The sequence below is a fragment of the Nitrospira tepida genome, from assembly GCF_947241125.1.
Taxonomy (GTDB): Bacteria; Nitrospirota; Nitrospiria; order Nitrospirales; family Nitrospiraceae; genus Nitrospira_G; species Nitrospira_G tepida.
The window spans coordinates 2,792,973-2,814,106 of record NZ_OX365700.1 but is presented as its reverse complement, the minus strand read 5'-3'; the positions used below and the strand labels follow the sequence as shown (position 1 = coordinate 2,814,106).

General features: G+C 61.4%; 21 protein-coding genes. 12 read left to right on the top strand and 9 right to left on the bottom strand.

What is annotated here, in order from left to right; genetic code table 11:
- Positions 1-125: 125 nt before the first annotated feature.
- Positions 126-1,820 carry a tetratricopeptide repeat protein gene (locus QWI75_RS13350; protein ID WP_289269072.1) on the top strand — a complete coding sequence of 565 codons (1,695 nt, stop codon included), beginning with the start codon at positions 126-128 and terminating at the stop codon, positions 1,818-1,820.
- Between the two features lie 68 nt (positions 1,821-1,888).
- Here the strand turns inward: QWI75_RS13350 and QWI75_RS13345 are convergent, their stop codons facing one another.
- The 4 genes from QWI75_RS13345 to QWI75_RS13330 all read right to left on the bottom strand — a co-directional run bounded on the left by QWI75_RS13345 (position 1,889) and on the right by QWI75_RS13330 (position 6,787).
- Entirely contained in the window at positions 1,889-2,068 is a 180-nt protein-coding gene (locus QWI75_RS13345; RefSeq protein WP_289269071.1) for a hypothetical protein, read from the bottom strand.
- A gap of 90 nt (positions 2,069-2,158) precedes the next feature.
- Entirely contained in the window at positions 2,159-3,262 is a 1,104-nt protein-coding gene (locus QWI75_RS13340) for a glycosyltransferase family 4 protein (protein WP_289269070.1), read from the bottom strand.
- Between the two features lie 503 nt (positions 3,263-3,765).
- Complete coding sequence (locus QWI75_RS13335; protein WP_289269069.1) at positions 3,766-5,184, bottom strand: sigma-54-dependent transcriptional regulator; 1,419 nt, start codon at positions 5,182-5,184, stop codon at positions 3,766-3,768.
- The gene (locus QWI75_RS13330) at positions 5,153-6,787 is read right to left on the bottom strand and encodes a sensor histidine kinase (protein WP_289269068.1); all 1,635 of its coding nucleotides are present in this window, start codon (positions 6,785-6,787) and stop codon (positions 5,153-5,155) included. The genes QWI75_RS13335 and QWI75_RS13330 overlap by 32 nt, the downstream gene beginning before the upstream one ends.
- 270 nt (positions 6,788-7,057) lie before the next feature.
- On the opposite strand from QWI75_RS13330, the gene QWI75_RS13325 reads away from it, so the two are divergent.
- Together QWI75_RS13325 and QWI75_RS13320 are read left to right on the top strand one after the other, a co-directional pair.
- Positions 7,058-7,570 (top strand): hypothetical protein, encoded by a 513-nt coding sequence (locus QWI75_RS13325; protein WP_289269067.1) that lies wholly within the window; start codon positions 7,058-7,060, stop codon positions 7,568-7,570.
- A gap of 171 nt (positions 7,571-7,741) precedes the next feature.
- Positions 7,742-8,347 (top strand): hypothetical protein, encoded by a 606-nt coding sequence (locus QWI75_RS13320; RefSeq protein WP_289269066.1) that lies wholly within the window; start codon positions 7,742-7,744, stop codon positions 8,345-8,347.
- Between the two features lies 1 nt (position 8,348).
- On the opposite strand, the gene QWI75_RS13315 is transcribed toward QWI75_RS13320, so the two are convergent.
- The 5 genes from QWI75_RS13315 to QWI75_RS13295 all read right to left on the bottom strand — a co-directional run bounded on the left by QWI75_RS13315 (position 8,349) and on the right by QWI75_RS13295 (position 12,964).
- Positions 8,349-9,653, bottom strand: coding sequence for an MFS transporter (locus QWI75_RS13315; protein WP_289269065.1), 1,305 nt, complete (start codon positions 9,651-9,653; stop codon positions 8,349-8,351).
- Positions 9,654-9,788: 135 nt separating this feature from the next.
- Positions 9,789-11,072 (bottom strand): MFS transporter, encoded by a 1,284-nt coding sequence (locus QWI75_RS13310; protein WP_289269064.1) that lies wholly within the window; start codon positions 11,070-11,072, stop codon positions 9,789-9,791.
- Between the two features lie 371 nt (positions 11,073-11,443).
- On the bottom strand, positions 11,444-11,806 hold the full coding sequence (locus tag QWI75_RS13305) for a hypothetical protein (RefSeq protein WP_289269063.1): 363 nt from the start codon (positions 11,804-11,806) through the stop codon (positions 11,444-11,446).
- Between the two features lie 230 nt (positions 11,807-12,036).
- Positions 12,037-12,573 (bottom strand): FKBP-type peptidyl-prolyl cis-trans isomerase, encoded by a 537-nt coding sequence (locus tag QWI75_RS13300; RefSeq protein WP_289269062.1) that lies wholly within the window; start codon positions 12,571-12,573, stop codon positions 12,037-12,039.
- An 82-nt stretch (positions 12,574-12,655) separates the two neighbouring features.
- A complete protein-coding gene (locus tag QWI75_RS13295) occupies positions 12,656-12,964 on the bottom strand; it encodes a DUF3592 domain-containing protein (protein ID WP_289269061.1) in 309 nt (102 codons plus the stop codon).
- A 1,261-nt stretch (positions 12,965-14,225) separates the two neighbouring features.
- On the opposite strand from QWI75_RS13295, the gene QWI75_RS13290 reads away from it, so the two are divergent.
- The 9 genes from QWI75_RS13290 to QWI75_RS13250 all read left to right on the top strand — a co-directional run bounded on the left by QWI75_RS13290 (position 14,226) and on the right by QWI75_RS13250 (position 21,116).
- A complete protein-coding gene (locus tag QWI75_RS13290; RefSeq protein ID WP_289266904.1) occupies positions 14,226-15,176 on the top strand; it encodes an IS110 family RNA-guided transposase in 951 nt (316 codons plus the stop codon).
- A gap of 657 nt (positions 15,177-15,833) precedes the next feature.
- A complete protein-coding gene (locus QWI75_RS13285) occupies positions 15,834-16,592 on the top strand; it encodes a hypothetical protein (protein WP_289269060.1) in 759 nt (252 codons plus the stop codon).
- Between the two features lie 141 nt (positions 16,593-16,733).
- Positions 16,734-16,952, top strand: coding sequence for a helix-turn-helix domain-containing protein (locus QWI75_RS13280; RefSeq protein ID WP_289269059.1), 219 nt, complete (start codon positions 16,734-16,736; stop codon positions 16,950-16,952).
- A gap of 87 nt (positions 16,953-17,039) precedes the next feature.
- Entirely contained in the window at positions 17,040-19,085 is a 2,046-nt protein-coding gene (locus QWI75_RS13275) for an AAA family ATPase (protein ID WP_289269058.1), read from the top strand.
- Entirely contained in the window at positions 19,075-19,386 is a 312-nt protein-coding gene (locus QWI75_RS13270; RefSeq protein WP_289269057.1) for a hypothetical protein, read from the top strand. Before QWI75_RS13275 ends, QWI75_RS13270 begins: the two co-directional genes overlap by 11 nt.
- Complete coding sequence (locus QWI75_RS13265; RefSeq protein ID WP_289269056.1) at positions 19,383-19,577, top strand: hypothetical protein; 195 nt, start codon at positions 19,383-19,385, stop codon at positions 19,575-19,577. Before QWI75_RS13270 ends, QWI75_RS13265 begins: the two co-directional genes overlap by 4 nt.
- 330 nt (positions 19,578-19,907) lie before the next feature.
- Complete coding sequence (locus QWI75_RS13260; RefSeq protein ID WP_289269055.1) at positions 19,908-20,354, top strand: hypothetical protein; 447 nt, start codon at positions 19,908-19,910, stop codon at positions 20,352-20,354.
- Positions 20,355-20,455: 101 nt separating this feature from the next.
- Entirely contained in the window at positions 20,456-20,947 is a 492-nt protein-coding gene (locus tag QWI75_RS13255; protein ID WP_289269054.1) for a P27 family phage terminase small subunit, read from the top strand.
- Complete coding sequence (locus QWI75_RS13250; RefSeq protein ID WP_289269053.1) at positions 20,940-21,116, top strand: hypothetical protein; 177 nt, start codon at positions 20,940-20,942, stop codon at positions 21,114-21,116. Before QWI75_RS13255 ends, QWI75_RS13250 begins: the two co-directional genes overlap by 8 nt.
- The last annotated feature ends 18 nt before the right edge of the window (positions 21,117-21,134 follow it).

Genomic DNA, 21,134 nt, shown 5'->3' with positions numbered 1-21,134 from the left:
AAACGATCCTTGCCCTCCTCCAAAACGGTTTCTGGCGGACGGGCCTCGCGGCTTTGACCGGCCGCACCGGTTTGCGCTAGGCTGTCGTTCCTTTGATGATAGGGTTGGCATCCGGGGAGGCGGCCATGAACCGGGCGGACCGGCGGCGCGAAGACAAGCTCCAGCGCGAAGGGGGGCGAATCACGCAGGCCGCTCTGTCCCGGCTGCTCCAGGAAGGCCGCGCGCATCACCAAGCCGGTCGCTTGACGGAAGCGGCCACCATCTATCAGACCGTTCTGGAACAACAGCCGGATCATGCCGAAGCCGCTCATTTGCTCGGGCTCGTGGCCTACCGGTCGGGGCGTCTCGATGAGGCCTGTGAGTTGATCCGGCTGGCGATCCGATCGGACAACGCCCAACCGACCTACTACTTCAATCTCGGCGTCGTGAGTCAGCGAAAAGGGGCTATTGCGGAGGCCGCGGAAGCCTATCGCGAGGCGATTGCCCGGCAGCCTCGTCATGTCGATGCCCTCGTGAATCTCGGCAATCTGTTGCGGGAGCAGGGGCAAGCGGCGGAGGCGGTCGAGTTGTACCGCCGGGCCCTGGCGGCGAATCCGGCTGCGGTGGAAGCGCATAACGGTCTCGGCGTGGCGCTCAAGGAACAAGGGCTGGCGCGGGAGGCCATCGAGGAGTACCGGGAGGCGCTGCGTCTCAAGCCCGGGCATGTGGAGGCGCAGAATAATCTCGGGCTTGCTTGGATGGAAAGCGGCCGCCTGGACGAGGCGGTTGCGGCCTTCGAACGTGCCGTTCACACCGAGCCGGCGAACCCGAAAGGGCACTACCATCTGGGGTTGGCCTATCTGTGGAAAGGAGAGATCGAGGCGGCGGTGGCGAGCCTCAAACGTTCGGCGGACATCAAGCATGACCACGGCCGGCCGGTCGCCGGCGGGACCATCTCGCGCGCAAGGCTGAAACACGAAGCGGAGCAGGTCGGATACCTGATCAAAGAAGGGCTGTTGGGGCCCGATTCAAGGGACTATCTGGATCGGCTGAGGCGGATTCGCGAGAAGGTCGATGCGGCGGCGCCCCACTCAACCTGGGTGTCGCTTCAAGCGGACGAGACGGCCGCCATCGCGCCGTCGTTGAACCGCATCCTCTTTCCGAGCCGGGCGGATCGGCTGGAGGCCGGCGCGTTGAACCCGCATCTGGACGTGGCCGCGATTGAAGCGGACTATCATCGGCAGAAACCGGAGATCATGTACGTCGATCACCTCCTCACCCCGGAGGCGCTGGCGGCCATGCGGCGCTTCTGTCTGGAGGCCACGATCTGGAAGAAGGAATACGAGAACGGGTATCTCGGTGCGTTTATCGGCGACGGCTTTGCCACTCCCCTGCTCTTTCAGATTGCGGAAGAGTTGCGCCTCCGGTTCCCCGGCATCTTCAAGGAGCACCGGCTGACGCAGGCCTGGTCGTTCAAGCACGACAGCGCGAGGCGCGGTCTGGGCATGCATGCCGATGCCGCGGCCGTGAACGTCAATTTCTGGATCACGCCGGACGAGGCGAATCTCGATCCGGAGACCGGCGGGTTGGTGGTCTGGGACAAGGAAGCGCCGCGCGACTGGAACTTCAAGGCCTACAACAGCGAGAAGAACCGCGGAAAGATCCTGGACTTTCTCGAACAAGGCGGCGCCAAGATGGTCCGCATCCCCTACCGGTGCAATCGGGCGGTCATCTTCAATTCAGACCTCTTCCACGAAACCGACGACGTTCGGTTCCAAGACACCTATCTGAGCCGTCGGATCAACATTACCCTGCTCTACGGATTCCGCGCACAGAGCTGATAGTTTCTGGTTCACGGTGCATGGCTCCAGCTGGCCTGACAGGCAGGACCGCGGCCGGTGTGCGGATCTCAGGTGTCAAGGGTCATCGGCGCGGCGGGCGTCGTCCGTTGACGATGGAGGATCACCGGATCGAACAGGTGCCCGCAGTTGATGCAGCGCCACCCTTGAATGTGATCGCCTCGCCGACGGTCGTAGAACTCGGAAAACCATTCTTGCACCATGTACCCGCTGCACCGTTGGCATCGCATGGAATCCCTCCTCGGTATGCCGCTCGCGCGCCCCTGGCCCGATGAGATTTTTGCCTCGAACCCCGGTCGAACTTCGTTGCCTGACGTGCGTCAGGACATGACGGTCTGGGTGGCCATCGCGGGGATGGCGTGCGGGGTTCCGCGACCGTTCAGCAAAGGCCTCGCCCCGCGCGCCTCGGCCAATTGCTCGTACACGTTGAGATACCCGCGTACCATCCGTTCAATGGTGAAACGCTGTTCGAAGGCCTGCCGGCAGCGGGTCCGGTCGATCAGCGCCACCTGTTCGACGGCCTCCGCCATCTCGCTGAGGTATTCGGAAATGAAGCCGGTGACGCCGTCGTCAATGATTTCCGGGACGGAGCCTCGACGATAGGCCAGCACCGGCGTGCCGCAGGCCAACGCCTCGATCAAGACCAGTCCGAAGGGTTCCGGCCAGTCGTAGGGCGCCAACAAGGCATAGGCCTGGCCGAGAAAATCGTCCTTCTCCGGATCCGTGATTTCGCCGATGTATTCCACCAGCGGATGGTCGAGCAGCGGCTCGATCTCGGTCCGGAAATATTCCCGATCAGCCGGATCGACCTTGGCGGCGATGCGGAGCGGCATACCCACCCGTTTGGCGATTTCGATGGCATGATCCGGTCTCTTTTCCGGCGCGATGCGGCCGAGGAACGCCAGGTATTGTCCGGGCTCCGGGTGAAACGTGTAGAGGTCTTTTGGCAAACCGTGGTGCACCGTCGCTTGCCAGTTTAGCCAGGGGACGGGCAAGCGTTGCGCGTCCGAGATCGACACGACCGGGAGTTCCGCGAACTCGTCGAAGACCGGTCTCATTTCGGGGAGGTCCAACCGACCATGGAACGTCGTCACCACGGGCGTGGGGCAGCGGCGGGCCAAGGGAAACCCGATGAAGTCCAGATGGGAATGGATGACATCGAAGTCGGAAGCCGATCCGAATGCGCGTTCCATTAATGAGATCAAGGGCGCATCACGATTGAACACCCCTTCAATCAGTCGCAACGCCTGGGGACAAATCGCTTCCAAACGGGCGGCGGTGACCGAGTCGCCGCTGGCGAACAACGTGACATCGTGACCCAGACGAACCAACTCCTCGGTGATGAACGAAACCACCCGCTCGGTGCCTCCGTAGAGGGTCGGCGGAACACTTTCCCAGAGTGGCGCAACCTGTGCGATTTTCATGAATCAGTCTCCTTGGTTAAGTGAAGCGCCCATCGAGGCGTGAAAGTGCCCTCTCGCTTCCTTCGTCGTCAGTTCCCGCTGATCCTATGGGCGCCACGCGGCTGTAACGGATCGGTCCGACGCGGCTGCCTGGAGTATCTGCAAACAGCGGACCCAAGTCTCCAGGAGGCCGGCTCCCTAACCAACTGATTTCTTGGCGTTGAACCGGCTGAGCCTGAGTTCCACCTCACAGACGGGTCGCCGAATGGACCTGCTGTCGTGAAAGACTGGTCTCGCGAGAGAGATTCGTGTGGGTTATCCAGGGGTTTGGCGAGGGGATACTTTGTCTATTCCGAGTACATTTCGTCCGTCGGCATTGTGGAAGGCGCAGGCGTGAACAGCTTGCCTTGCTGGTGCGATCCAAGCAGAGGGTGGGAGAGGGTTGCTTCGAGCCTGAGCCGCGGTCGCCCATTCGGAGGGGCAAGGCTCGCGCAAGCAGGGGTTCGTTTCAGCAGGCGCCCGTCTTAGATGGACTCCTCCTGTTCGACCGCCGCTTCGTCGGCCGTGGAGCCCTCTTCGATGGCGCCGGCCTCCGCCAGCCCATACTTGCGAAGCTTGCGCTGGAGGGTTTTCCGATGAATGCCAAGCAGGTCCGCCGTCTTGGCCTGGTCCTGTTGGTGAGCGGCCAAGGCCCGCAGGATGTAGTCCCGCTCCAACTGATCCAAGGTGACCCAGCCGCTGCGCGGCTGGCTGTCCGCGATGGGTTTTTCGCGGAGCGCTTCGGGCAGATCTTCGGGAAAGATGACGGGATGCGGGGTGAGCACGACCGCTCGCTCGATGACGTGCTCCAGTTCCCGCACGTTGCCGGGCCAGACATACTTGGTGATCAGGTCCATCGCGTCCGCGGAAATGCCGATCGCGGGCTTGCCTTGGGCGGCGCCGTATTTCTGCGCGAAGAACTGGGCCAGCAACGGGATGTCATCCGCCCGTTCCCGGAGCGGGGGGATCGAGATGGTGACGACGTTCAACCGATAGTAGAGATCGCCGCGGAATTTTCCGGCGTCCACCAGGCCTTTAAGGTCTTTATTGGAAGCGGCGAGAATGCGGACGTCCACGCTGATGGGATCGCTGCCGCCGACTCGCCTGATCTCGCGCTCCTGGATCACCCGGAGGAGCTTGCTTTGGAGGGTCGGCGAGATGTCCGCAATCTCGTCTAAAAAACAGGTGCCGGAATGGGCCCGTTCCAACAGGCCCTTCTTGGTGGTCAATGCGCCGGTGAACGAGCCGCGCTCATGTCCGAACAACTCCGACTCCAGCAAACTTTCCGCAAGCGTCCCGGCGTCCACGGCGACGAAGGGGCCGGCGCTCCGAAGGCTGTTGGCATGGATCGCGCGGGCGACCAGTTCCTTGCCCGTTCCGCTTTCTCCCTGGATGAGCACCGTGCTGTCGCTCTGGGCCACCCGGGCGATCATCTTATAGACGGCGATCATCCCGGCCGAACTGCCCACGAAATTGTCGAACCGGTAGCGTTCCTTGAGTTGTTCGCGCAGCGCCGCGTTTTCGTTGATGACCCGCTTGTGTTCAATCGCCCGCCGGACGACCAGACGGATATCGTCGACCACGAAAGGCTTGCCAAGGTAGTCGAAGGCGCCGGCCTTGATGCCGTCGACGGCGGTCTTCAGCGAGCCAAACGCCGTGGCCAGCACGACCAATGTCTGGGGAAGACGCCGCTGCAATTCCGCCAGCAGGGCCAATCCGTCCATCCCCGGCATCTGGATGTCGGTGACGACGACATCCGGCTCCTCCTGCGAGGCGAGGCTCAACGCGGCTTCGGCATGTTCGGCGGTCCGGACCCTGTATCCTTCCTTGGTCAGGATCTCTTCGAGCAGCAGCAACGTGTCGGCGTCGTCGTCAACGACCAGAATGCGAGGCGGATCCGGCATCAGGCACTCCTTCTGCGATCGGGAGCAGCACTTGAAAACGTGTTCCTTTCCCCAGTTCGCTGTGAACGTGAATGGTCCCGCCGTGCGCCTTGACGGTGTCGTGGGCGATCGCGAGGCCGAGCCCCGTGCCTCGTCCGGCGGTCTTGGTGGTAAAGAAGGGCTCGAAGATCTTGTCCGTATGCTCGGGCGCGATGCCCTGCCCGGTATCGGCGATCTCGATCGCCACCTGATCGCTCGTCTCCCCAGCCCGGCGCAATCTGGTGGGGGCCGTCCGGATCGTCAGCGTGCCCCCTTTCGGCATCGCGTCCAACGCATTCTCGATCAAATTGCAGAACACTTCCTGAAGCTGTTGCTGGTCTCCCTCCACCTTGCCCAAGGCAGGACTGCATTGCAGGATCGTATCCACTTTCCGCCGGTCCATTTCAGGCCGCAGGAGCGCCAGGCATTCTTCCACGCTCTCGTTGACGTCGAGGAGCGTTTTCACCAGTTCCGGCCGGCGCGCGTAGATAAGCAGATCTTGGATGATCTTGATCGTCCGGTCAATCTGGGCTTCCACCGTGCGCAGACGCGCCCGGGCCTCGGCGCTCAGTTGAGGATCTTCCTGCAACAACTGAATGTGGCCGGACAGCGCCGTCAACGGGGTGCCGATCTTATGGGCCACGGAGGCCGCGAGTTGGCCGATGACCGACAGCCGTTGCGCGCGCGCGGCCTCGCGCTGCACGGTCGAGAGCAGCTCATTGGTGCGGGCCAATTCCTGGTTCTTCTGCCGGAGTTCGGCCGTGGCTTCCCGCACTTTGCGCACGAGGCTTTCGTTGGCGTGCTTCACCTTCTCGTAGAGGTGGGCGTTCTCTTCCGTCGTGAGCCGGATTCGCTCGACCATCCGGTTGAACTCCTGGCCCAACATCCCGATCTCGTCCCGGCTGGCCACGGGCACCGTGGTCGTGAGGTTGCCGGAGGTGACCGCTCTGACGGCGGACAGCAGGGATCGGGCCGGGCGATGGACCGCCAGGTACACGAAGAAATTGATGGCGAGGACCACGCCGACCCACGTGAGCAGCCTGAGGGAAAAGGACAAGCGCCGGATCAGGTCCAGTAGGTTGTCGAAATCCAATGTCGAAAATTCGGCATAGGTGGCCCCGACCCGCCGGCCGTCGACGGAAATAGGCGCCGCGATCTTGAGCCGATGGTCGGTCGCCCAGCTTTGTCGATCGCTCAGGGACAGGTCTTGCTCGATGGCGCGCATGGCGAGAGAAGGCGCCTGTGCCAGCATCGTAACGGGTGTCTGGCCCGCGTGGGCCAACAGGGTGAGTCCAAGCTCCGACAGGGCATAGATGCTGATATTGACCAGATCGGGCCGGCTGGCCCGCAGTTTGACCAATTCCAATTCGCGGGCAGATTGGTTGGCAAAGTCGGTCCGTGCGGTGATGCCGGCGCCGACCTGTCGCACCACGCCCATGACTTCGTCCTGATAATGTTCTTGGATCACGTGTTGGACATAGTAGCGATCAACGGCCTCCATCGCGACCGCCGACAGGCCGACGATGAGCAGAATAACCAGCGAGGCCTTCGCCGCCAATCCCATTGGAGAACGATCGTACGCCATGCCGATACTATATACTGCCCCTGTTTTCCATTGTGCAAACGACGCGACGGCCGCATGAGTCCGGGACGATCCAGCGCGATCGCCTCGCTTGCCCGTCTCATTTACTCTCATCTTGAATCAGGTCCCGGCAGACGTGCCTTCAGAGCACGGCAGGGACGACGGGCCACTGTTGGTAGAATTCTTGCATGGAACAATCGGATGGTTGCCGGTCTCTCCAACCGTGCGAAGCCGGCAGACCGGTTGTCCCAATTGTTTTTTCGGGGGAAGTCCATGAAGTGCAAAACTCCATCTGGCGATCAAACCGGCTCAGCCAACCGGACGGCCAGCGGCGAAAGGACCCTCCGCCGCCGGAGCGATCCCGATCGCCTTGTCTTGATCGTCGAGGCGGATGCGACGCTGGCCGCCATGATATCCGAATTGCTCGACCAGGCGAGCATCAAGAGCGAGGTGGTCGCGACGATCAAGACAATCGTTGCCCGTTGCCGTCCGAGCCGCGTCCGCTGCCTCATCATCGATGTCGATACGGTCTCCTTGGAATGGAACGACGGGTCGCTGGATCAATTGAATACCTGGTTGCGTGTGAGTCCACGGTCCATTCCCCTGCTCTTGGCGAGCGTCCACGGCCCCTCCGACGGGCCGCATGCCCCGAATGTGCATCTGCCGTTTGCCGCGCCGGTGCGGTGGATTCGCAAGCCGTTCTGCAACCGGGACTTTCTGACCTGCCTCCGCGCCATGCTGCGTGAAACGGACCCGCTTCCTCCCGCATCATGCGACCGTCCGTGACGCCGCGCTCCCGCTTCGATTCAGCGCGCGTGATCCGTTCGCGGAAACGCGATCGCCGCTGCGCGACCCTCTGCGCCGGCTGGTGGCATTTGACCATCGCAAGGCGCATAATGGGTTTCGGCACGGACGCGCGGTGAATCATGCGTGTCCGCCGCAGGAGGAGAGACCGACATGAATGTCCGAATCGTGCTGGCCGCGGTCTACGCAGGCGGACTGCTGGCATCCGGCTGTGTGCCGAGAGAAACCCATCAACAGTTGTTGACCACTCTCGAAGAGGCGCGCAAAGCCGAAGCCGAGGCACGCAAGGCGGAGGCCGAGGCAAGAAAAAGCGAAGCGCAGGCGGCAGCGGCCTGTGAAAGCTTCAAAAAGAAGGCCATGGCCGAACTCGACGCCGTGCATCAGCAGAAGGCGAAACTCCTGAACGAGCTGACGGAAGCCCGCAACGGCGCCAAGGATGTAGAAACTAAATTGGCGGTGGAACAGGTCAAGGTCGCCACGCTTCGGGAGGAGAAGCAAAAACTGATGACCGGCACCACCACGACCAAAGATGAAATCGCGCGGATTCAAAAGCGGATGGGCGAACTGGAAACGTCCGCCGCGCGGGCGTTCGAGCTGGAAAAACGGTTGGAGGAGCAGGAGCAGGAGATCAGCCGGCTGCAGGAAGCGGCGGCCGAGCGGGATGCGCTCAACACCAAAGTCGCCGCGCTGATGCAGGAACGCGAGCAGTTGAAAGCCGAACTCCAGCGCCAGCGGGACGCCTTGAAGCCTGCGAAATAGGTCAATCAGCCGCCTGCGCGCCGAGGCCTGCGACGTTCCGCTTGAACCAGGACGAAGCCGCGGCCAGAACAGCCAGCACCATGCCGATGCCGATGACGCTCGCCGATTCGTCGAACGCTTCCGTCACCCATCCGAAGAACGTCATGCCGGCCATCGCGGTCGCGGTGGCCACCGCGGTGTAAATGGCCATCACCCTGCCGAGCAAGGGAGCGGGACAGAGTTCCTGAACCAGGCTCCAGGCGATGGGCGTCCAGGCGCCGAGTCCCGCGCCGATCACGAGAACCAAGAGGGTGGCGGCGGCGAAATCCTGCGCCCACACCAGGCCCCAGAGCGCCGCTCCGCCCAGGAGGCTGCTCACTGTCACGGCCTGAAGACGGGTTGCAATGTCCCGGTTCGAGAATCGGACCAGCCCCAACGACGCGATCAGCAGGCCGACCCCCAGCCAGGACCACAGGTACCCGACCTCGATAGGTCCGAGATCGAGCAGCCGTCGTCCGTAGACGGGAAACAGGGTCGTAAAGGCGCCGGCGCCGAACGTATACAGCGAGGCGAGCAGGATCAACACGAGGACGGCGCGGCGCGAGACGAGCGCATAACGCAGCCCGGCCAGGAGGTCTGCGAATACGCCTGGCGCGGCATGCCCGGCCGGGGCGCCGGCCGAGCCCGGGAATCGAATCGGCAAGAGGCAGAGGACGGAGGCGACGTAGGTCACCGCGTTGAGGCACAGCACTTCTTGCGAACCGGCAAAGGCGATGCCGAGCCCGCTGAGAGCCGGCCCGGCGATGATGCCGATGCTGGTGGTGCTCTGGAGCAGCGCATTGGCCGCGGTGAACCGCGATCGGTCCACCAACGATGGAACGGATGCGGACAAGGCGGGCACGAACATGGCGCTGGCAATCCCGTACCCCAGCGTCAACAGATAGAGCATGCCCGGCGTGAATCGTTCGACGGACAGGACGCAGGGGATCAGACCGATCAGGAGCGCGCGGGCGAGATCGCTTCCGATCAACACGGCTTTCTTGGGAAGCCGGTCGACGGTGACGCCGATCAACGGACCCAGGACGATGGCCGGCAGGGTCTGGAGCAATCCGATAATGGTCGTTTTGATCGCGGACCCGGTGACGGAGTACACGAACCAGAGCAGGGCCAACTTGCTCACTCCGTCGGCGATCTGAGACAGAATCTGGCTCGACCAGATCAGGCTGAAATCACGGGTCAACAGCCAGCGGCGAGTCTCGGGGCGGACGCGGGCGGCGGACAGGACCGACGCGTCGTCGAGGCGGCCGACCACGTTCTCCCCCGGCATCGGGTCAGGCTCCTGTATCCCGGGTCGGCCCGAGACGGGGCGTGACGGCTGAGGCGTCCGCGAACTCATGCCGGGCGCATGGGAGAGAACGAGGGGTGGAGCCAGCCGGAAACGAGGCGCCGGTCCGAACGAGGGTCATGAGACGGCCGGGCTCATGGCCGCCGCGTGACGTGCCGTGGTGTGGCGGGCGATTTGGAGAGCGACGACGGCGGTCAACAACAGCACGAGCCCGAGGCCGATCAGGCTGGCGGCCGGTCCGACGGTATCGGCGACGAACCCGAATCCGGTCATCCCTGCCATCGCGGCGGCCATGGAGCCGGTGCTGAACGTCGTCAACACCCGCCCCATCAGGTGCGAAGGAGTCTGTTCCTGCAACAGGGCCCATACCACGGGGTTGAGCACCGCCGTGCTGCCCCCGACGATGACCACGAGCGCGCCCGCGATCAGCGGCGTCTCCAACAGACCGAGCGTGCACAGCGCCAATCCTCCTAGCGTCATTCCCCGGACCACGATGCGCAATCGATGTTGAGGATCGCAATGGCGTCTCCAGGCCAGCCAGGTGGAGGCCACGAGCATGCCGATGCCCAACGCCGACCAGATCCACCCGAGCTGAACCGGTCCGACCTGGAGCAACTCCTTGGCATAGACCGGCAGGACGAACACGAAGGCGCTCGTCCCGAGATTATACAGGGCGGAGATCACCGCGAGGGGGAAAATCGTCGACTGGTTGCCGAACACGAAGCGGAACCCGGTCATCAACTCCTGGAATATTGTCACGGAGGCGCCTGTGTCGGACACGGACTTCTGGAGGCGCTCGTCCATGCGGATCGGGATCAGACAGATCGTGGAAATCAAGAAGGTCAAGGAATTCACGTACAGGACATTGTCCGCGCCGATCAACGCGATCATCAGGCCGCTCACGGCCGGCCCGATCAACATGCCGATGTTGTTGGTGCCCTGGATGAGCGCGTTGGCCGACACGAGTTCGGCTTCGCGGACCAGCAACGGGACGGAGGAGACGAGGGCTGGTCCAAAGACCGTTGAGACGACAGATGTGGCGAAGATCAGGACATACAGACCGGGGAGCGTCAGCAAATCGGCGGCATAGAGGGCCGGGATCAAAAAGGTTAAGACCGAGCGGATCGCGTCCACCCACATCATGACGCGCTTCTTGGACAGCCGATCGAGGTAGACGCCGATCAAAGGCCCGAATACCAACGGCGGAACCGTTTGCAGCAACCCCACCATGGTCATCTTGAGTGCGGACCCGGTCAGTTCGTACACGAACCAGAGCAACGCGACCTTGTTCAACCCCTCCCCGATCTGAGAAGTCACTTGTCCCCACCAGAGCAGGCCGAAGTTCCTGGTCGTTACGAGCTGCCAACCTCTGCTTCGATCATGTGGGGGATGGGATCGCATAGATAGTCCTTCTTCTTGATGGTTCGGAGATCGATCTGTTCGCTGCCCAACCTGCTCGGTGATCATGGTCGTCGTCATCTTTCGTGAGCGTGATGACCCTCCGTGGCAGGTAGGAGAGCAAACGGCGGGCCAGATTGGTATGCATCTGTTCATCTGCCGCAACCGGTTGCGCGAATAGAGGTTTTTCTGCGGACGGCCACGGCGGCTCCATCGGAAAGCTCCGAAAAGCTCCATGACCGAGAATGACTTGGCGTGAACCTGGAGGGGGAGAGAAAGAAATCTTTGGGAATCCAACACTTAGCTGGGAGCAACTTGTCCGGTCCTTGGCATAGGTTATCCGGGGGAGCAAGCGGAGCCGCGCCGGTTCGGCCTCAGGAGGAGGCCATGAAACCGGAGGGCTGCGCGGACCGGCCCTGCTCCGAACCGTCCTTGTTGTGTTTATCTTGGTTGTCGTGACGGTGCTCATCGTAGACCTCATACGCTGCTTTCCGGTTGGCGCTCGGCTCGATCAGGCGCATGATGGCCAACCCCTCCTGTAGTCCCAGTTGATAGCGCGCCACATGTTCACCGAAGGATTCCGGAGAAGAAGACGGGCTTGGCCTTCCGCGCAAGGCATCGACGAGCCCGGCCTCTTCCGCCCACCATCCCTGTTTCTCCTGCACGTTGGTGGCGGCCCTGCCCTGCTGTTGACACCATTCGATGCGCGCTTTGAGATAAATCAAGAGTTCTTGCATGGTCAGCCTCCTCTCTTTTCTTTGGCTTCATCAGATTGCGCGTCGTCCTGCTTACTGCTTAGGCAAAGGCATTCGCTGGCTGCGAACGGCCGTTGGAATGCCGGAATGTTGATGGTAGCGACCGATGATAGGAGGACCGCGCTGCCCCCGCAGAGCGCACGAAACGCCCTGCGTGCTAACAAGCACACCTCATGGAACGAAGCGGATCGAGCCGGCCGATGCGGATGGCGTTACGACGGCTTCTCGACTTTCAGCACCTTGATCTGCATCACGAACCGCTTGCCGGCCAGCGGATGGTTGTAGTCCATCACGGCGCCTGTGTCCGAGATCGTCGTGATGGTGGCGACGCGGCCGTTCTGGTCTTCCACCACATCACCTTCCTTGACCCCTTCGGGTAAGGACGCGCGAGGGACGTTCGCTTTTTTCTGTTCGTCGTAGGGCCCAAACCCTTCTTCGGGCGTCACCTCCACGGTTTTTTCATCGCCCGGATGCAGGCCCGCCAACTCTCGCTCCACGACCGGAAGAATTTGATGCTTGCCCTGAACGAAGGTGCCGACGTCGCTATAGATCGTCGGAACGGTTCCGGGGACCGTAAAACTGTAGGAGAAGGTGACCGTCGCGCCCTCCTCAATCGTCGCCTGGTCCGCGGCAACGGCCGGTCTTTCCAGCCAGGTCACCCATGCGCAAGCCGCGCAGATGGCTGCGATCAACACAAACAGGATGGACAACCGGTTTGTTCTGGCTCGATGATGGGGTCGGCAGTTCATAACGCCTCCGTAACGTGCCTATGCATGAGGGGTGGTGGTCTGTTCACAGCCGGACAAGACGCGTTTCAGCGAGCCGACCTGGTTATTTTGTCTCCGCCCGGTCCGGCTCATGGGGTTGCGACAGTTTGAGGATCGTCTTGACCTCGTCGTTGGGATTCACTTCGATGGTGACTTGATCTCCCTTGGCCAGCGAATCCTTTTTGAGAAGATCGGGGTTCTCCACACGAAGCGTCCAGGTTTGCCCGTCGCGGGCTTGAAAGGTAATGGTCTGCTTCGAGAGATCGATGCGCTCGACCGTGCTTCGCACGAACGTGGTGGTCGCCTCAGCAGGAAGCACAGCGGCACCGGCAAAGGCGAGAGTCGCGACGATTGCGAGGACAAGCTTGCTCATGACGCCACCTCCTTGAAGAAGAAATGATTCTCCCCGGTCGCTCGATTCCGTTTCTTTTCTTGGCTTGGCCGGCGTGGCTCGATCGGCTAGTCGGAATAACCAGCAAATCTTTTGCCAACAGGCAGGGATTTCATAAGCGATTGATTTGTCGCCGGGTTGATGAGGCTGGCGCCGAATAGGCCACTATCCCGACTGGATGGATAAAAGAACACGTCGATGCAACAGCTTGGTTTTACGGAATATTGTCGTTTGACAGGTTGTCCAGAGCGGAATAACTGTCTTGGTCCGCTGAGAGTTCGTTGGAACTGATGGAATTATAAGGTAATTTTAGGCCGTGACGATCGACAGACCTTGTCTGGAAGGACAGGCTGCTCCCTGAGGATACGGAGCCAGAGGAGGGCTATCGAGGTGAGACTAGGAGAAACCCTAGGTCATAACGGACGGATCTCTCGGCGACATCCGTCATGGTTCACAGAGGAGACAGGATTACAGACGATTCGCTTCGACGGAGAGAACAGCACCGGTCATGACCTAAGGAGCAGCCGGTTCACACGAAATGCTATGTAAGTAAGAGTAGAGAAGCCACGCTGCAGGATATCTCCGCGATGCACTATGACGATCAGCCTAAAAGTAGCCTCGCGGTTCAACCGAAGATTGATATGAAGAGAAAAGCGAGAAGAATCACTTGAGGTGTTCCTCCGGCGGCGCAATAAAGAGGGGCTATGCCCGACGAGCCGCCCGCTCACACGAAGGTAAGAGAAAAGGGAAGCACTAACCCGCATTGTTCATGAACGCTTCTGCTGCTTAGGCCCATTGCAACAAAGGAGCAATGGGCACCCCGATTTGCCCCGGGGCACCCGTTGCTCCCAAATTGTAACGGGTCCCTGGCCAACATGCGAAGTCGCAGGCAAAGTACCTCTCCGCCGCGATGTGATCGAACGCGGCGGTTCAAGCGAAGCTTGGTATGGCGGGCGTGCTCGCCGCTCAGGTCCGGCCGCCTCACCAACTCGGCGGCGCGCACAGACATGGCGCTCTTTATTCAATCGCGCCGTGCGCCCCTCGACGTACTGTCTCAAGTACGCCTTGTATCTTGGAATTGTGGTACATGAGACATACGGAATGTGACAGATCGATACGCCTCCGGTCCGAAGAGACCGCGGCCGAGCCGGGTCGTCACATTCCCTATTCCATAAGCCCGCACAGTTGCCTGGGCCACCGAGCCCGCATCAAGACAAGGACGGGCTTCACCAAGGAGGAGGCGATGCAGACATCGTCGGTGTGTGTCGGAATTGATATCTCGAAAGCGCAGCTGGACGTCGCCATGCGGCCGGCTGGCACGCCGCTGAGCGTCCCGTATGATGCCCAGGGAATCAGCACGGTGATCGCACGGCTGAGCCAGGTATCGCCGATACGGATTGTCGTGGAAGCCACCGGGGGCTTGGAACGGCCGTTGCTGCGGGCGCTGGTGGACGCCGCCTTGCCCGTGATCGCGGTCAATCCGCGCCAGGTCCGGGACTTTGCCAAAGCGACGGGCCGGTTGGCGAAGACCGATACGCTGGACGCGCAGGTGTTGGCCCGCTTCGCAGAGGTCATCCAACCGGAAGTGCGGGCGCTCCCCGATCCGCAGACCGCGGAACTGGCGGCCCTGTTGGCGCGACGCCGCCAAGTGCTGGCGATGCAGCGGGCCGAGCAGAACCGGTTGGACCGAGCTCCAGCCCGCGTGCGGAAGCGGATTGAAGCCCATCTGCGCTGGTTGCGCACCGAACTGGCCCGGCTCGACGAGGACCTCGATGACATGATTGAAGAGAGCCCCATCTGGCGTGCACGCGAAGATTTGTTGCAGAGCGTGCCCGGCATCGGACCGGTAATGAGTCGCACGGTCTTGGCCGAGCTGCCGGAGTTGGGCTTGCTGAATCGCAAGCAAATTGCGGCCTTGGTGGGCGTCGCGCCCTTCAATCGGGACAGTGGGCGGCTGCGCGGCCGACGCACCATCTGGGGTGGGCGGGCCCCCGTCCGCACCGCGCTGTACATGGCGACCTTGGTGGCGACGCGCTGGAACCCCGTCATCCGGCAGTTCTACCAGCGACTGCGTACCGCCGGCAAAGCATCCAAGGTCGCGCTGGTCGCCGCGATGCGCAAGCTGCTGACCATTCTCAATGCGATGGTACATCATGGGACTCCATGGCAACCGGCCGCTGCACGGAGAGCTTGACATTCAAGACAGTTGCTTGGTCCTTCGCGGCTGCGCCTGGAGGCACCCATTGCTCTTTTACTGCAACGGGTGCAACGCGACGAACCGTCATGAATAATGCGGGCTTGCGGATTGGGCGGGTCACATCATTATGTCTAAAGGTGTCTCTCTGGGCGCAGCATATTGCGAACACGCGATGGAGAGCGCCCGGTTCATGCAAGAGAATGATCTACGCGGAGGGAAAAACTGGAGGTGTGTCTCCGCCGACGTCAAGGAAGAAGGCTGCGCCTGAGGAGCCGGCGGTTCACACGAAGTGCGGTATGGAGGTTTTTTATGGGGAAACGCGGGAGGGGTTTCTCCGCCGGCGTCCAAGAAGAAGGCTACGCCTGAGGAGCCGGCGGGACCAGCAAGCTTGGTATGGAGCGGGCGAGGGGATTTGAACCCCCGACAACTAGCTTGGGAAGAGCGACTAAGTAGTTTACCCCATAGACTTAGTGGACGATATAGACGTGAGAGCACAGGATATGGTAGGTAATAGACGCAATGGACGGTAGAACACAAATGAGACCGTGACTAAATTCGGAAGGGCTCGACGCCGGGCTGATCCCCTGGCGTGACGCGATCGTCCTCGCGGTCGCGGCCCTTCCCTCCCCACGCGAGGCCCCACGAGGAGGGGTTATGCCACGAGTACCACGACGCGACGCCTTCGATACCTATCTTCGTCAGGTAATGGCGCTCAAGGGTCCGCAAGACTCTGAGTATGATCGCATTCAGACTCAGTGGGCGAAGGCACGGCAACGGCGGGATGAATTCTTCAGGCGTGTCCAAACCCTCGAACGGCGCATCGGCGGGCTTGAAGTTGATGTGAGGCCGGTCTTGGGCCACACCCCTCCCCGCCTGAAATTGATCGTCACCATTCCCGAGGGCATCACGGCCCGGAAAATCCAGAAGGCCGAGGCAACCATTGCGGCCTGGCGCACTGAGCTCACCAAATTTCAAGGGCCGACCGCCTTTGTCGGAATTGAACCCTTCGGGAAGGTAGAGCCCAACGGCGCCGGTCAGACGGATTCACACCGGTTTGTGCTGTCGAAAACACAAGGTCCCGCCGCCATTGCTGAAGCCCTGAACCGATCACTGGCCGACCACCTGACGGAGGCCGTAGCCCTAGAAAACGTGGTCCCTCCTGATGACCCACCATTCAATTCTGAATGGCGGCTGTCGGAAGCGCGCGACCTGATGCAGGCCTGGAAGATCAACCCGGCGGACCAGGAGATCTGGATTCGGGAGGCTCTCCAGAGACTCAGAAATAGAAAGCCGGCCTTTGCCAGTGTTCAGCGCGGGCGTTCGCCTGCCCGTCTCGACGGTCCTTTCACAGACACTCACGTCAAGAACTACCTCGACAATTGGCGGAACCGCAACCGATCGCACGGCATGTAACTCGACCGAGCCCCGCCCTTATCCGCTCTCCTCCTCACGAGTAAGTATTTATACCAGTACTGCAAATAACGTCATATCCTAGCTTCGCACACCTTCGTGCGTTGTGTACGCTGTGGAGCATAGACAACGAGGAGGCGCTCCATGCACACAGACACCCCCCACGGACAGATCCTGAAAGCGGATGAACTAGCTCGCCTACTCCGTTGCGGCAAAAGTACGATCTACAAGCTTGCCAAGACCGGCAGAATTCCCTGTCTTGGCATCGGTGACATTGGCGTCCGCTTTGATCGCGCGGCCGTACTGGCCGCGCTCCAACAACCGCGGACGCGGCCCCATCTCGGACGCGAGGCGACGAAGTGACGCATCGATGAGCGTAGTACTACGTATGCTCATCTCATCGATACTTGATCGACTCGATGCGATGCTCGCGCACAGAAGAGGCAACAGATGACGACGGTTGCTGAACTGAAAAATCTTGTTTCTGTCGCAGATCTGCTCAGACGCTATGGTAGTACCCCTGATGCGCAGGGGCGTTGGCGATGCCCGTTTCCGGAACGACATCGCAATAGCGATGCGCACCCATCTGTCACGATCAAGGACGGCCGGGCCTTCTGTTGGTCCCGGAAGTGTCTCGGCGAGAAGGGCGCCGACGTGTTTGAGTTGATCGGGTTGCTGGGAGGCCTCCAGACATTCAAAGAACAGCGGCGGCGCATCGAAGAGCTTGCCGGCGTGACTCACGCGAACGGAAAACCGAACAGAGAGGGTGCATCCGTGACAGCATACGAGATCTGCGACCGCAGCGGAGAGTTCGTCGCGATCCATGAACGCATCGATCGCGACGGGGAGAAAACGTTCACCTGGCGGCGCCTGGACGGCACCCCGGGCTTGAACGGTCGGAAGACGGCGGATCTCCCCCTCTATGGCTCAGAAGTCGAATGGACCGACCCTAACCATCGCATCGTGGTCGAGGGCGAGAAAGCAGCTGAAGCGCTCTGGTGGGCGGGAGTCCCAGCGCTGGGGACGGTGACCGGAGCCAACAGCGCTCCGTCGCTTGCCTCGCTGGACGTGCTTCGCGGAAGAGATGCGATTCTGTGGCCTGATCACGACGAACCAGGACGCGCGCACATGCAGCGGATCGGTGAACGTCTCGCCGGAGTGGCCCGAAGCGTTCGCTTCGTCGAATGGCCGGAGGCTCCGGCGAAAGGCGATGCGGCGGATTTTGTCGCGCAGTATCGACGGGACCCCGCGTTCAGTGAGCGACTCGAAACGTTGCTGGCGAGCGCGCGGCCGTGGGGCATGGATGATGGACCGATGCTCTTCACGTCTCTTGGTGACTTGCTCAATGAGCCGGAAGACACGCGCCCATGGGTGCTGGAAGCTCGCCTGCCGGTGGGCGGCCTTTCGCTCCTCGCTGGCAAGCCGAAAGCGGGGAAATCGACCATGGCTCGTTGCCTTGCGTTAGCTGTAACGCGGGGAGATACGTTTCTGAGCTTCCCCACTTCGCGCGGGCCTGTCCTGTACCTTGCGCTGGAAGAAAAACGGTCGGAGGTGAGGCGCCACTTTCGAGAAATGGGGGCGACGGTGGACGATCGCATCTACATTTTCTGTGCGCCTTCCCCCGCTGATGGGTTGCCTCTGTTGCGAAAAGCCGCGGGTCGCTACGCGCCAGTGTTGATCATCGTGGACCCACTCTTTCGCTTCACGCGCGTAAAAGACGCAAATGACTACGCAGCTGTGACGATAGCCTTAGAACCGCTCGGGACGCTGGCGCGGGAGACGGGTGCTGGTGTGTTGGCTGTTCATCACTTGGGGAAGGGTGATCGAGAGGGCGGAGACAGTATCTTAGGGTCAACCGCAATCTTTGCAGCGGTGGACACTGCACTGCTCCTGAAGCGCACGGAGAAGTACCGCACGTTGAGCAGCGTTCAACGCTACGGCGAAGACCTAGAAGAAATCACGTTGGCGTGGGACCCAACAGCGCGGACCATAGCAGCCGGACCAAGCCGGGATGTGGCGGATCAAGCCGCAATGGGTGACGCGATCCTCGACTACCTGGCGATGACCAAGGAACCCGTCGAAGAGAAGGTCATCCTTGACCAAATGGAAGGCCGACGCGGGGTCAAGGTCAAAGCGCTTCGAGCGCTGGTCGGAGCCGGAAAGGTTGTCAAGACTGGCCGGGGTGGCAAGGCGGACCCGTTCAAATATGCCCGATCCTGTGAACACCGGGAACAAGAATCCCGGCCGGAACTTGGGAACAAGAACCCTGACGCGACAAGCTCACCCCAGTCAAGGAGTTCTTGTTCTGTTGTTCCCCCATATATAGGGGAACAAGAAAACAAGAATCAGAAAACGAACGTAAGCGCGCGAAATATCGTCAATGATTCTTGTTCCCGCGATTTTGGGCTTTTCGCCTCCATGCGAGAACAAGAAAACGGTCCTCTGGAACAAGAATCTTGGGAGATAGGGGCGGAGATCATCGACGATGAGACTTGAGGCGGTCGGACAGCCGATCCGTTACCGCTGGCCTGGCGGGGAAATCGTGCTCATCCCCGGGCAACCGGTGGAGGTCGAACCGGACCGGGCGCGCCGGATTCTGGCGAAGCTGGGGGACCGGGTGCGCCCGGTTGGATTGCCCCAGCCTGGCGATCCGATCCGCTGGGACAGCCCGCTCTTCGGAACCTGTGAGGGTGAAGTCCTCGCGACCTACCCCGATGGCTCGGTCCTGGTTTGGCATCCCGCGACCGACCGGCTGGCGAAGATTCCGGCGGAATGGATGACGGAGCGCGGCCGATGACGCCTGCATGCCTGACGGTGAGCGTTGACCACGAGCGGCACGAGGTTCTGTTGACCGGTTCGGGCGGTTCCGAAATCCGCCTGACCTGGGTGGCTGCGGCGAACCTCGCCAGTCTGCTCAACGAAGCGAGCCGCCAGGCCGAGCCGCCTGCGCCGGCTGGCCGGACCTATCAACCGGCGTGTGAACGATGACGGAGGCCCGATCGTTGCGTGCCAGACTGTGGCGCTTGGCAACCTCCAGGCAAACTGAAGGGGCGATTCTGCCACCCTGGTTACTGATGGTCCGTGCCATTTTGTACCCCTGCGACTTCTTTTACTGGTGGATGAACAGCACGCGCGGCTATCAGGTGGGGACAGATACGTGGATCATTGAAGGCGTCCGCTACTCTGGGCGGGCATTGAAAGAGTTGGCGAACGCACAGGGCGAAACCTACCGCATCACGCGGTCTGGTGAATGTGTGACGCTGGAGCGCGTGGAGAATGGAGTTGATCGCCTCTCATCTCACACGAGGAGGAAATGACATGCCGGGCAGTGAGGATTTCGCCCGTGAAGCGGCCGAACTCCGCTGGGCGTGGATCAATGCGGAAGATTCGGCGGAACGGCAACGCCTGCTGGCCATGGTTGCAGACCTGCGCGCGCGCCAGTTGGCCAGGTTGGCCAACCTCCGGCGGCGCCGACAGCCGACTTCGCGCCTGCCAGCACAGCCGGCGCAGCTCCCGCCGTGCGACCTGCTGGACGATGATGACGGCGAAGCGGGGGAGTTGATCAGAGAGGAATACCAGCCGGCGGCGGGAGCGAAATACCAGCCTGGAGACACTGTGATCATGCGAAGTCTCAACGGGGACTTGCTCGGTGTTGTGCAGGAAGTCTTTGGCGGGTACCGCCTGGCCGTGGCCGTGGAAGTGTTTGGCCAGCCTGCTCCGTTGCTGGTCGATCCGCGGCAGATTCGCGGACATCTGCCCGCATGAGGGGATGGCGGGTGAAAAGTCTGGGGCCTTTACGTATAGACCGCGGGGTCCCCATTCGGGATTTCCCCGCGAAATTCGCAACTGTTTTTTAGGGAGGCCTTATGAGAGGCAGAAAGCCGAATCCGCAGCGTCTTCGCATCCTACGTGGAAACCCGGGCAAACGCCCGCTGACCTCCGCGCGAACCTCTCCCTTCGTGGTCGGCACTCCGCAGAAGCCGGCTGATCTCGATGCCGACGCGAGCGCCGAATGGGATCGCTTGGTTTTGCTCCTTGGCGGAGAGCATGGGGTGTTGTGCGAAGCGGACTATGGCATTCTACTTATTGCCGCGACCGCATATTCGATGTTCAAGAGGGCCGAGAGGGCGATTGCCGAGCACGGCGCCACCTATGAAACGGAACGCGATGGGCTGAGGATGACGAGACCGCGGCCGGAAGTGCGGATCATGCAGCAAGAACGCCGCGCCTATCAAGCGGCCTTGGCCGAACTGGGTGCCACACCGGCCCAGCATGCCCGCGTGTCGCCGCTTCCGAACGACAGCGAGCCGAAGGGCATCGCAAAGTTCTTCGAACCGCAGAGGCCGCGCCGTGGATAGTCTCGATGTGCAATTCCATCGCGCGCTGTTGCGGCAATTGAAAGGGATTTGCTCGATCTATCAGACCTGGATTGATGCAAAGATAGAAGCCGCGGTGCGCGATGAACGCGCGGCGCGTGAAACGCGCGAGAAGGTTGATTCATCTAGGAACGATACTGTAAACTTATAAATGACACATTCACCCCCG